Below are 10941 nucleotides of genomic sequence, written 5' to 3'. Positions count from 1 at the left end.
GGCGACCGCGACGTACTGGCCGATCGAGCCGGCGAGGGTGCGGCTCTCGTCCCAGGTGGTGGGGATGGCGTCGAACCACGCCAGCCCGGGCCAGTTGGCGCAGCCATGGCACTGGGCCCGCACCGTGCACGCTGCCCTCGAGGTGACCTCGAAGGCAGACTTCGCGGTACCTGCGTCCTCACAGCGTCCTCAATTACGCTCCTGCTCCTCGCTGAGGCCGCTCTTGAGCTCCTCCTCGCTGAGGCCGCTCTTGAGCTCCTCCTCGCTGAGGCCGCTCTTGAGCTCCTCCCCCACCACGCTCCGGCGCATTCACGCAGGTCCGCTAGGACTTGCCGGGCTTCAGATCGCCGATCACCCCGATCCGGATGCCCAGCCACGGATAGGTGTGGTTGTAGAACACGTTGTCCTGCGGCTGCAGCCCGACAGCGGAGGGCCACATCTGGAAGGCCGGTGCGTTGGAGATTCCGCCGTGGAGCCGCCGCCACACCCGCAGGGAGCTCCGTCCGGAGGGGGGCGCCGTGATCGTGTCGGTCCACTCGACCGCGTTGCCACCCTGATCGAGAGTGCCCCACGGCGAGGTGGTCCTCGCCCCGCCGACCGTGCTGAGGCTGCCCTGGTAGACCTCGGCATAGGTGCTGGGGTCGAGTCCCAATGGGTTGACGGTGGAGCAGTCCTCGGGCTGCAGCTGTCCCGGGCACCAGCTCGGTGCCGGCTTTCCGCTCGCGTGGTACGAGGCCAGTGGCTGGGTCGCCGCGTTGGTGACATCGCCGGTGGCCGGGTTGAGGACGGTGGGGTTGGGGGCGGTCGCGTCTCCGTCGCCGAAGACTCCCGGGTTGGTCGGGTACTTCCAGTAGGAGTAGGTGCCGCCGCCGCGCGGGTCGTAGTAAGCCGCCTTGATCCATTCGTCCTGGCTTGGCAGGACGAAGCCCGAGCGGTGGGCTCGGGTCGTATTCGGCTGGGCCAAGTCGTACATCCCGCGCTCGGTCCGCGCCGATAGTCTGACCTGATAAGTGACATAGTTGAAGCGGCCGTTGCTGCTGGACCGCTTGGAGATCAGTCGGCCGTTGTAGAGCGAGTTGACGAAGCGTGCCGCCCTCAGGAAGTCTGCGAAGCCGTACGGCTTGTCCGCCCACTCCGGAAAGGCCACCGAGTAGTGGCTGCCCATGTCGGCGCTGCGGGAGAAGTTGATCTGGCCGTACCTCGGCCATGCCGACGAGCTCTCGGTCTCGTCATAGAGACCGAGACGGTTGCGTCCCTCGGGATCGGCCGTATTCAGGAACGCCACCCACTGTTTCACGGTGACTTCGAGCTGCCCGATCTCGTAGCGATGGCGCACGCCCCCGACTGTCAGACACTTGCTCGGGGAAGGAGCTTCGGCGCACGAGTGGTACAGGGCGTCCTTGAACGGGAGAATGCCCACCGAAGGATTACCGGGCGCGCCGACCTTGGCGGTCCTGAGTGTGATGACCGCGCCCCCGGGGGAGGGGCCGTCCCCAGAGGGATGCGGCTCGGCGGCAGCAGCACCGGAGCCGGCCGTCACGGAGGCGGCGAGCAACGCCGACAGACCGCACGCCGCTACGACGGCCCTGCTGACGCGAGTACGGCGGGAAACAAAGTGCATGAGCATTCTCTTTTCGGCCATGGCAGCCTCTCCGCGGCAACGACCGGCGCGGATCGGACCGACGATCACTCAACGGTTGACGTCACGCTAACCTCATTCACTACTCTCCGCTTTCCATGCATCACGGAAACCGCATGACCGACCGTGGGTCCGCCCCGAATGTCAAGGCGGAGCCTCTGTGGCCGTTGTCGCAGGCCAGGACATCCAGGAACAGCGGATCGCAGCCGGGCGGCAGCGCATCGCCGACGGGCTGCGAAAGAACGGCCGCCCTGTCCTCGTACCTGCGTGAGAAAGCCAGCAGGTCAGATCCGCACGGAACCAGGCCCTCGCCACCGATGAACGGCGCCACCACGCCATGGAGGCCTCCCGAGTCGGGGCAGGGTTAGGCCGGGACGGAGAGCTCGTTGCCGTCGTAAGACTGGACTATCTGAGCGGTGGCACGGGATGCGCCACGTCCTGTTCAGCTGTCGGCCGCGCCGATCATCGATGCCGGGCGCGGCTGGTGGCTCCAGACCTCGGGCGACGTCTCTGCACTCGGCCCTTGCCCTGACCCTTGGCCTCTGTCTCTGTGTCAGCGACGGCGATCGCGATGCCGAGTGCTTTGGCGATGTTGCCTCCTGCCGTCATGACGCGGGCTGTGCCCACGATGGGGGCGATCGCGACCAGGACATCCTGCACCTGGCCGACAGTCAGGCCGGCCTGAAGGGCGGGGTCGATGTGCGCGACGCAGGAGATCGGCGGAGCGTCCGAAGCGGCGAGGGCCGCTATGCGGGTGAGCATGGACATGCCCGGGGCCAGCCCGCACCGCTCAACCGAGTCGACCGTCATCGCGGCGAGGGTGTCCAGTACCGGGGTTTCAGACGTTGTGGCCATGGCAGGCCGTCTCCTGATGGTGTCGTGAAGAGGATCAGCAGGCGGAAGCAAGCGCCAGCTGCGGCGCATGCGCTTCATCGCGGATGTGATGGTGTCGCCGCCCTCCTGGCAGCCGAAGTGACCGACTGAACCGTGGGCGCTCCCGCGGAGTGGCGGGCACGCAAACGTTCGCCAGACTCCCGGAGTGCCACGTCGTGGCACCTGGTAGCACACCAGGCTATCCTGGGGCCATGACCGCCCAGCCCGAGATCACCCAACGAGACCTGCGCACCAAATCCAAACAGATCATGGACGCTGTCCAGAGCGGCCAATCCTTCACCGTCACCCGCGACGGCCACCGCATCGGCGAACTGATCCCCCTGCGCCGACGCCGGCGCTTCGTCCCGCGCGGCGAGTTCGCCGCCATGTCCCGCACCGCCCCGGACATTTCCCTGGACGCCTTCCGCGTCGACCAGGACGCCACCGCCGAGCAGGAGCCGGACGACCCCTATGCCCGGTGAGCACCGACAAGGACTCCTCGACACCAACATCATGATCCTTCGCAAGTGGATCAACCCAGAGGAACTGCCCGCAGAGATGGCCATCACCGCCATCACCCTGGCCGAACTCTCCGCAGGCCCCCACCAGGTCCGCGGCAACGCCGAGCAGGACGACTACGACGAACACGCCGAACGCGCCCGCCGCACGGACATCCTCCAGCGCGCCGAGAACGAGTTCGACCCCATCCCCTTCGACGCGGAAGCCGCCCGCATCTACGGCCGCGTCTGCGCCGCCGTCGTCAGCGCGGGTCGCCAACCCCGGCGTCGTATCGCCGACCTGATGATCGCCTCCATCGCCATCGCGGAGGGCCTACCCCTGTTCACCACCAACCCCGACGACTTCAAAGGCCTGCACGACCTGCTCACCATCGTGCCGGTCACCCGCCCCAAAGTGCTCCACGACCATCAGGACGTCACCACACCCCTCCCCGGGTGTGTCTGACGTCCGTGCAGCCGACGCGTCAGAGACCGCCTCCAGCGACCATCGGGCACCACCCCGCTGCCCGCGACCGTCGGGCGCACGGGCCTGATCCACCACTGCCCACTGCGGCTGACGCGGAGCGCACACCCGTGCGCCGTTCCCTCGCGTCCGCACCGCCCGGCCCGCCTTCGACCACCCCACCGACCGCCACATCGAACGCGTTGCCCCACGAGCACCGACCGGGCCGCAGCCCCCTTCCCATTACCCGCGGCCTCAGGATGGCCTCAATTCGTGGCACTACCGCCGCCCGACCCAGCACAGCGGGTCCCGTCGACTACGCGTCTGCCCACCTTTGTGCAGGCCAGACGCCGTATCAGCTAACGCCGCCCGAACCGACCCCAAACTCACGAGCAGCGGACTCCGTCCGTTCAGGCAAGACTGACGATCCGGCACCCAAAAGGAACGTTTCCGCAGGTCAGAAGCCTGCAAAGGTGGGGCGGGTGGGACTCGAACCCACGGCCGACGGATTATGAGTCCTTTGGGGATCTTGGCGGTCCTTGCCGATCAACGCCCATACATGATGTTTTTCCAGGTCAGACGTGCTGGTCAATGTCAGTCCTGTGCGGTGCTTGCTGATGTGCTCCTGTCCTTGTGGCCCCTCGATGGCCCCTGACGCTCCTTGAAGGCCGCCCGATACGCAATCCCGGACGTCGCTCCAGCTCAGCGGGCGCACGGGATGCGGTTCAGCTGCTGCTGCCCAGCGGCCGTTCGATCGGCTCGGTCACCAAGGAGTTCGGGACCCGCAGGGCCCGGTCTGCGATCGGTGGGGACGGTGACGCAGTGACCCTGGAACAGTGACTTGGGCTTCGATCACCAAAGGAGGCCAGCGGACCGACAACGTGGAAGCGGTCCCAGAGTTCAGGCGCGTACGTCTCGCTGCTGAAGTTCCTTGAGTACTCCGGCGACCGTCGCGAAGTCGTTGTCCACATGGAGGACGGTGTGCCCGTGGTGGACCGCGGTCGCACACACCAACAGGTCAATCGCTCCTGCCGCACGATGCTGACCCTGCCGTGTCAGCTTGTACTGGGCGGTATCGACCCAACGCCAGGCATTCTTCGGAACGAGAGAGAGCAGGCAGAGTGCGTCCAACTCCTCCGCGAGCTCGTCCCGGTGGGACGGACTGGTTGCCGAGTAGAGAAATTCGGCCCGTGTCGGCTCGCAGAGGTGGAACACCCCGGCGGCGATGTGCCCCTCCCAGGGCGCCAGAGCTCCGGGGGTGCGGAACAGGTGCCACAGGGCGGAGGTGTCGAGCAGGTAGGTGATCACTCGAAGGCCTCGCGTCGGGCACGCTTGCCCGCGTCATGCGCCGACGCGGCCTGCTCGAACTCGCCACGTGCACCGCGTGCGGCCAGCTTCTCGGCGGCCTCGATGCGCTTGATCCGGGCCACGTAGTCCCGCAGGGCCGCGTTGACCGTCTCCTTCTTCGTCGTGACGCCCATCAGCCGCATAGCCTCGGCGAGCGCCTCGTCATCGAGATCAATCTGCGTGACGGACATCGAGCACCTCCAGTATCCGCGATGTATGCCATCAAGATACATCACCAACATGAGCGCTGCCCCCCGCTGCCACCGCCCAAAAGCAGCCGCCGGAGGAGGTGTGCTTCCCCTCGCACCGTGGAGACTGTGCCAGCAGGGTAAGCACAAGGCAGCGGACGCCCCCCATGCGATGGCGCTCCACACCGAGTACCGGGGTGGAGCACCACCCCTGACTGCCTGGACTCCGCAACCAGGTCGGCCCGCACGGGGCGCCAGGCCTCTCGCCCGCCTGGAACAGGCGAACACCGAGCCGCTTGGCGCGACTTGAGGAAAGGGAAGCAAAGCCGGAGGCTGCCCAGGCGGCCAAACGCGAGCCAACCCGGGCCCTGAACAAGAAAACTGCCGCGCACCGCCAGGGTCTCGCCGGCCCGGTCGTCCGGCTTCCAGTCGAGGCGAGCCTTGGCCACGCAAGGCGCGCCCCAGCGGGGCACCTCCCACTTCGACCGCCACCCCGAGGGGACCGAACACACCCGCGCCCGATCTTGCACGGCCGAGCAACAGTAAATGCTTGGCTAGCCACATGTTTGCTGTTATGTTGGTTATGTGTCCAGCCACCTAAATGGGGTGGTGGCGACACGAGAGGAGTCGTCATGAAAGCCATCCTGTTCGACCGTTTCGGAGGCACGGAAGTGCTGCACGAGGCGGACATCGAGATCCCGCAGCCCGGCCCCGGGCAGCTCCGCGTCCGCGTCAAGGCGGCCGGGCTGAACGCGCTGGACGGCAAGATCCGCTCCGGAGCGATGCAGGCCGCGTTCCCCACGCCACTCCCCGCCGTCCCCGGTGCCGAGCTCGCCGGCGTGGTGGACGCCCTGGGTGAGGGCGTGCAGGACGTACAGGTCGGCGACGAGGTGCTGGGCTGGTCGGACACCGGCTCGTACGCCGAGTACGCGCTGGCCACCACCGTGGCCCCCAAGCCCGCCGGCCTCGACTGGCAGCACGCGGTCGCGCTGCCGGTGGCGGGCGAGACGGCCGAGCGGGTCCTGGACCTACTGGGCCTCGCCGCCGGGGAGACCGTACTGATGCACGGCGCGGCCGGAGCGGTCGGCACCCTGGCGGTCCAGCTCGCCACGGCCCGCGGAGCGCGTGTCATCGCCACCGCCGGCCCCGCCAACCAGGACTACCTCACCTCGCTCGGCGCCACCGCGACCCTCTACGGCGAGGGCCTGGTCGAGCGGGTCCGGGCCCTCGCCCCCGACGGCGTGGACGCGGTGTTCGACCTGGCCGGGAAGGGAGCCCTGGAGGACTCCATCGCCCTGCGCGGCGCCACCGAGCGCATTGTCACCATCGCCGACTTCCGCGCGCACCAGCTCGGCATCACCTTCTCCAGCGGTGGCCAGGAACGCTCGGCCGCCCGCCTGGCCGCGCTGGCGCAGGACGCCGCGACCGGCAAGGTCGTCACCACCGTCACCGCCTACCCGCTCGCCCAGGCCGCCACGGCCCAGCAGGTCAGCGACGCCGGGCATGGCCGGGGCAAGCTCGTCCTCACCTTCGACTGATCACGCCCACCCCTTCTTCCGCCACGCCTTCGCTTTCCCGAGAACACCTGTTCATCACTGCACCGAAGGACCCTTCATGCTGAACGCCCTGTGGACACCGACCACCGTCGGTGGCAACTCCCTCCCCCACCGCTTGGTCATGGCCCCCATGACCCGTGACCGCTCCACGCCTGAAGGCGTTCCGACCGAGCTGAACGCCGAGTACTACGCCCAGCGGGCCTCGCACGCGCTCATCATCACCGAGGGAACCCAGCCCTCCACCGACGGCCAGGGCTACCTCCTCACCCCCGGCATCCACAATGATGAGCAGATCGCGGGGTGGCGCAAGGTCACTGACGCCGTGCACGCGGCCGACGGCCGGATCGTCATCCAGCTGATGCACACCGGACGTATCGCCCACCCCGACAACACCCCCCACGGGCGCCAGCCGGTCGCTCCTTCGGCGATTCGGCCGCAGGGCGCGATGTTCACCGCGTCCGGGCCCCAGGAGATGCCAGCGCCCCGTGCTCTGTCGACGCAGGAGGTCGCGGCGACCGTCGAGGACTTCCGCCGCGCTGCAGCGGCCGCCGTCGCGGCAGGCGCCGACGGCGTGGAGATCCACGGCGCCAACGGCTACCTGGTGCACCAGTTCCTGTCCGACAACACCAACCAGCGCACCGACCGATACGGCGGCTCCATCGACAACCGCATCCGCTTCGCCGTCGAGGTCGCCGCTGCCGTGGCCGACGAGATCGGTGCCGACCGCACCGGCCTGCGCATCTCCCCCGGCAACCCCTACAACGACATCGCCGAGTCCGACACCGACGAGCTGTATCCGGCGCTCCTGCGCGCCCTCGGCCCGCTCGGCCTCGCCTACCTCCACATCCTCCACGCGGGCGACGAGGAACTGCTGAGCACCCTGCGCGCGCTGTGGCCGACCACGCTGATCCTCAACCGGGCCGGCACCGACCTGCCCACCCGCGCCAAGGACGTCGACAACGGCACGGCCGACCTTGTCTCCGTCGGCGCCCTCGCGCTTGCCAACCCGGACCTGGTCGAGCGGCTACGCTCTGACGCGCCGCTGAACACGCCCGACCCGGCGACCTTCTACGGCGGCGGAGTGGCCGGCTACACCGACTACCCCACCCACACCGTCTGAGGAACCGAAGCATGCCCGCCCCGACACCCCGCACCCCCAGCACGGCCAGCGAGGGGCCGATGAGCTACGCGATCTTCCAGCTCGCCCGCGCTCACCGCGCCCGCGCCGCCGCCATGCTCCGCGAGATGGACCTGCATCCCGGACAGGAACTGCTGCTGATGCATCTCCTGGACCGGGACGGCCAGACCCAGTCCGAGCTGCTCGAAAGCGTCGGCCTGGACCACTCCACCGTCTCCAAGTCCCTACGCCGCATGCAGGACGCCGGCCTGCTCGTCCGCGAGCCGGCCGCACACGACCGGCGCGTCATGGTTGTCCACCTCACCGACAAGGGCCGTGTCATGCGCGAGCCCCTGGCAGCCATGTGGCGGGCCCTGGAGGAGACCTCCGCGCTGAACCTGTCGGCGCAGCAGGCAGAGTCCTTCGTCCGCACCGCCTATGCCATCGCCGACGCGATCAACAGCCGTGCTCTTCCACAGGAAGAGTCCGAGTAACTCCCCTCGCCTTGCACCCCGGTTCCGGCCTGGAGTGCGAATCGTTTCCAGCGTCTCCTGCGAAGTGGACAGTGGTGCACGCCCTCGCCCGGTACACCGACGAGCCGCGACGAACGCCACGTACAGCAGCCCGAGCAGGAACATCGTGACCAGCATCCGGGCAGTCAGCTGCCGGTCGGGCTCGAATCGGCTGCGCATCGCCATCACCCCGGGATAAGGCCCTCGCCGGAGAGCAGCTCCCGCACCTGTGTGAGGCTGGTGTCCTCGTCGGGCAGGACCATGTCGGACGGTGTGATCGTCTCGGTCGGCAGGGGCGTGCCATAGCTGCGAACCGCGTCCAGGAGGGCCGACAGGGCGGTGGTGAACGCCGTCTCGTCGTCGGCGTCGGCTGCCGACTGCAGAGCGGCGTCCAGCTCGTTGAGCCGGCCGAGGTGTTCGTCGGTGATCTCGTACTGGCCCTCGCCGAGAATCCGCATGATCATGATGTGGCCTCCTGATCCGGCGGGCCCTGCTCGTCGCTCTTGCCTTCTACGGCCGGTGGGGTCGCGGACGCGGGGAGCTGGGCTTTCATCCGGGCCAGCTCCTTGTCCACGTCCTGGCCCGCGGTGACGCCTTCGAGTTCGGCCTGGATGTCGTCGCGGCCGGCGGGGAGGGTGGCGTCCTCCAGGGCACCGGAGGCGAGCAGTTCGTCCAACGCACCGGCGCGGGCCTGCAGTTGCTCGGTCTTGTCCTCGGCGCGCTGCATGGCCATGCCGACATCACCCATCTCCTCGCCGATGCCGGTGACGGCCTCGGTGATGTGGGTCTGGGCCTCGGCTGCGGTGTAGCGGGCCTTGACGGTCTCCTTGCTGGTGCGGAAGGTCTCCACCTTCGCCTGGAGGCGCTGGGAGGCGAGGGTGAGTTTCTCCTCCTCGGCCTGCAGCGTTGCCTGCTGGGTCTGCAGGTCCGTGAGCTGGGAGGCCACCGCGGTGCGCCTGCTCAGGGCTTCGCGGGCGAGATCCTCGCGTCCGGCTCCGAGCGCCTGTTGGGCCTGTCCCTCCAGCTTGCCTCTGGACTGGCGCAACTGGTTGATCTGCAGGTCGATGCGCTTGCGGCTGGTGGCCACGTCCGCCACACCACGTCGTACCTTCTGCAGCATTTCCTGCTGCTGGGCATAGGAGTAGTCCAGTACCTCCCGCGGGTCTTCGGCCTTGTCCAGGGCCTTGTTCGCCTTCGTCCGGAAGAGGGTGGCTATGCGGTGGGCGATGCTGGTCATAGCGGCCTGCCTCCTCTCGATCGGTGAGGAATCAGCCAGTCCAGCGACGTCTGCGGGACACTTCCAGACTCCGGCGACGTGGTCCGGGCCGCAACCTCGGTCCCGGCGTCCGAGGGCACGGCTGCAACGGCTGCAACGGCTGCGGACATGAGGCACCGCATCCCCATCCTGCGCCTCCCGCGCGAGGAGTGATGCGCGTGCGGCCCGGCTGGGCGGGAACGGCCGGCCGGCTCACCATCGCGAGCGAGAGCTGCTACGGCGGCCCTCAGCCTTCGCCACGCGATTGCGGTCGTGCCTCTCACGCTCGCGCCTGGCGGGTCGATGATGGAGGTGAGCCGCAAAGGGAGGTGATCGGGGATGCCACCGCACTGTGATTCTCTCGACGGTCCCGTCGTCACGGCCGCGCGCAAAGCCCTGGAAGGAAGGGATGTCGACCAGGTCCTGCCCTACGTCTCTGAAGAAGGGGAACCAGAGGTCCGCGAGGCGTTCAGTCTCACGGCCAGGGCGCGTACGCACGGCCGGGAGGCCCAGGAAGTGGCCGACCGTTGGTTCTTCGAGACGGTCGTCCGCGTACACCGATCCGGAGAAGGGGCTCCCTTCACAGGACTGAAGCCGGCCGGGCTCGATGTCGGGCCGGTGATCCCGGCTGCTGAGCGTGCCCTCGAGGCCGGCTCCGCGGACGAACTGACCGGGGCGCTCTGCGGAATCATCCGTGAGCAGGTGGAAGAGCGTCACGGACGCGCCATGAGGCTCAAGGAGCATGCCACTGAGGGGGTTGATGCGGCCCGCGAGTTCGTGGAGGCCAGCCTCGGCCTGCAGGTGTGGGCGCACCGCGTGTACAAGCAGGCGATCGCCGTCCCGCATGCACCCACCCGGCGCTCGTAAGGAAACGAACAGTCCGGGCCCCCGCCGTATGAACCCCGGCGCAGAGGACGGCGCGCCTATCGCCTTGTTCCACGCGGATCCGCACGAGGTCGAGGTCGGTCCGCGGTTGCGGTGCCACGGCCTCCTCCCCGGATTCATGCCGTCGCATTGACGCGCGTGCGCAAGTTGTGGAACTGGCGGGTTTGCATGATCAGGTGAGCGGGTTCCCAGAACAGGATGTCCATGGTCCGGGTGAGGGGCCGCGGGCGGCTGCGACCCCTCGCGCGGACGATAAGCCGGGTCCTTCCGCCGGGCTCCGGCCGGAGGTGGAAACCCCAGATCGATTCGATGTACGCCTTGGGCAGCGGCTCGTACCGCACGTCGAAGGGGCGTCCCGAGGGGAGTTTTGTCTGCGAGCGCAGCACCAGGGTCCGCTCCGGTTCCAGGACCGCGACGGTGAACCAGGCATCGCCGCTCGGCAGGGAGTCCAGGTGCTGGTCCTGCTCCAGGAGCTGCCACTCCGGGACGATGCGTTCCACGCTCGGGCGTCCGCCATTGTCCAGGCGGTCCCAGCTGTACCAGCCGCCGCGGTTGGGCGAGCGGCCGCGACGGCGTGCTGCTGACCGACCCCGAAGGCCGTGACCAGCC

13 protein-coding genes and 1 pseudogene are annotated in these 10941 nt (G+C 68.5%); 6 read left to right on the top strand and 8 right to left on the bottom strand.

The genetic code is table 11. The features are described from left to right. Positions 1-322 precede the first annotated feature (322 nt). A complete protein-coding gene (locus tag ABZ281_RS19710) occupies positions 323-1336 on the bottom strand; it encodes a hypothetical protein (RefSeq protein ID WP_356657139.1) in 1014 nt (337 codons plus the stop codon). Positions 1337-2101: 765 nt separating this feature from the next. Continuing rightward, complete coding sequence (locus ABZ281_RS19705) at positions 2102-2494, bottom strand: carboxymuconolactone decarboxylase (protein ID WP_356657137.1); 393 nt, start codon at positions 2492-2494, stop codon at positions 2102-2104. A 230-nt stretch (positions 2495-2724) separates the two neighbouring features. Here ABZ281_RS19705 and ABZ281_RS19700 point away from each other — a divergent pair, with 230 nt between their 5' ends. Both ABZ281_RS19700 and ABZ281_RS19695 read left to right on the top strand, forming a co-directional pair. Further along, a complete protein-coding gene (locus ABZ281_RS19700) occupies positions 2725-2994 on the top strand; it encodes a type II toxin-antitoxin system prevent-host-death family antitoxin (RefSeq protein ID WP_356657135.1) in 270 nt (89 codons plus the stop codon). Beyond that, positions 2984-3475, top strand: a complete 492-nt coding sequence (locus ABZ281_RS19695) for a type II toxin-antitoxin system VapC family toxin (RefSeq protein ID WP_356657133.1) — start codon at positions 2984-2986, stop codon at positions 3473-3475. The genes ABZ281_RS19700 and ABZ281_RS19695 overlap by 11 nt, the downstream gene beginning before the upstream one ends. A gap of 897 nt (positions 3476-4372) precedes the next feature. On the opposite strand, the gene ABZ281_RS19690 is transcribed toward ABZ281_RS19695, so the two are convergent. Together ABZ281_RS19690 and ABZ281_RS19685 are read right to left on the bottom strand one after the other, a co-directional pair. Continuing rightward, complete coding sequence (locus ABZ281_RS19690; protein WP_356657131.1) at positions 4373-4780, bottom strand: PIN domain nuclease; 408 nt, start codon at positions 4778-4780, stop codon at positions 4373-4375. Continuing rightward, positions 4777-5010 (bottom strand): type II toxin-antitoxin system VapB family antitoxin, encoded by a 234-nt coding sequence (locus tag ABZ281_RS19685; protein ID WP_356657129.1) that lies wholly within the window; start codon positions 5008-5010, stop codon positions 4777-4779. The genes ABZ281_RS19690 and ABZ281_RS19685 overlap by 4 nt, the downstream gene beginning before the upstream one ends. Positions 5011-5639: 629 nt before the next feature. Here ABZ281_RS19685 and ABZ281_RS19680 point away from each other — a divergent pair. From ABZ281_RS19680 to ABZ281_RS19670, 3 genes are all read left to right on the top strand, one after another. Next, entirely contained in the window at positions 5640-6545 is a 906-nt protein-coding gene (locus tag ABZ281_RS19680) for an NADP-dependent oxidoreductase (protein WP_356657127.1), read from the top strand. 76 nt (positions 6546-6621) lie between these two features. Continuing rightward, positions 6622-7683 (top strand): alkene reductase, encoded by a 1062-nt coding sequence (locus ABZ281_RS19675; protein ID WP_356657125.1) that lies wholly within the window; start codon positions 6622-6624, stop codon positions 7681-7683. An 11-nt stretch (positions 7684-7694) separates the two neighbouring features. Continuing rightward, positions 7695-8174, top strand: coding sequence for a MarR family winged helix-turn-helix transcriptional regulator (locus ABZ281_RS19670; RefSeq protein ID WP_356657123.1), 480 nt, complete (start codon positions 7695-7697; stop codon positions 8172-8174). 102 nt (positions 8175-8276) lie between these two features. On the opposite strand, the pseudogene ABZ281_RS19665 reads toward ABZ281_RS19670, so the two are convergent. From ABZ281_RS19665 to ABZ281_RS19655, 3 genes and pseudogenes are all read right to left on the bottom strand, one after another. Then, positions 8277-8372: pseudogene (locus tag ABZ281_RS19665) on the bottom strand (zinc metalloprotease HtpX); the annotation flags it as partial. Positions 8373-8377: 5 nt separating this feature from the next. Then, complete coding sequence (locus ABZ281_RS19660) at positions 8378-8656, bottom strand: hypothetical protein (protein ID WP_356657121.1); 279 nt, start codon at positions 8654-8656, stop codon at positions 8378-8380. After that, the gene (locus ABZ281_RS19655) at positions 8653-9429 is read right to left on the bottom strand and encodes a PspA/IM30 family protein (RefSeq protein ID WP_356657119.1); all 777 of its coding nucleotides are present in this window, start codon (positions 9427-9429) and stop codon (positions 8653-8655) included. Before ABZ281_RS19655 ends, ABZ281_RS19660 begins: the two co-directional genes overlap by 4 nt. A 357-nt stretch (positions 9430-9786) precedes the next feature. Between ABZ281_RS19655 and ABZ281_RS19650 the strand changes: the two genes are divergently transcribed. After that, complete coding sequence (locus ABZ281_RS19650; protein ID WP_356657117.1) at positions 9787-10314, top strand: DUF6448 family protein; 528 nt, start codon at positions 9787-9789, stop codon at positions 10312-10314. Positions 10315-10448: 134 nt separating this feature from the next. Here the strand turns inward: ABZ281_RS19650 and ABZ281_RS19645 are convergent, their stop codons facing one another. After that, entirely contained in the window at positions 10449-10832 is a 384-nt protein-coding gene (locus ABZ281_RS19645) for a hypothetical protein (RefSeq protein WP_356657115.1), read from the bottom strand. Between the last annotated feature and the right edge of the window lie 109 nt (positions 10833-10941).

The sequence above is a fragment of the Streptomyces sp. NPDC006265 genome, from assembly GCF_040613555.1.
GTDB lineage: Bacteria > Actinomycetota > Actinomycetes > Streptomycetales > Streptomycetaceae > Streptomyces.
Note: the sequence above shows the minus strand (reverse complement) of the source record. Positions and strands in the feature narration are given on the sequence as shown.

Coding starts and splice junctions, on each gene's coding strand:
- ABZ281_RS19675 (WP_356657125.1), top strand. CDS start 6,622: ATGCTGAACGCCCTGTGGACACCGACCACCGTCGGTGGCAACTCCCTC.
- ABZ281_RS19705 (WP_356657137.1), bottom strand. CDS start 2,494: ATGGCCACAACGTCTGAAACCCCGGTACTGGACACCCTCGCCGCGATG.
- ABZ281_RS19695 (WP_356657133.1), top strand. CDS start 2,984: ATGCCCGGTGAGCACCGACAAGGACTCCTCGACACCAACATCATGATC.
- ABZ281_RS19670 (WP_356657123.1), top strand. CDS start 7,695: ATGCCCGCCCCGACACCCCGCACCCCCAGCACGGCCAGCGAGGGGCCG.
- ABZ281_RS19700 (WP_356657135.1), top strand. CDS start 2,725: ATGACCGCCCAGCCCGAGATCACCCAACGAGACCTGCGCACCAAATCC.
- ABZ281_RS19655 (WP_356657119.1), bottom strand. CDS start 9,429: ATGACCAGCATCGCCCACCGCATAGCCACCCTCTTCCGGACGAAGGCG.
- ABZ281_RS19660 (WP_356657121.1), bottom strand. CDS start 8,656: ATGATCATGCGGATTCTCGGCGAGGGCCAGTACGAGATCACCGACGAA.
- ABZ281_RS19685 (WP_356657129.1), bottom strand. CDS start 5,010: ATGTCCGTCACGCAGATTGATCTCGATGACGAGGCGCTCGCCGAGGCT.
- ABZ281_RS19650 (WP_356657117.1), top strand. CDS start 9,787: ATGCCACCGCACTGTGATTCTCTCGACGGTCCCGTCGTCACGGCCGCG.
- ABZ281_RS19680 (WP_356657127.1), top strand. CDS start 5,640: ATGAAAGCCATCCTGTTCGACCGTTTCGGAGGCACGGAAGTGCTGCAC.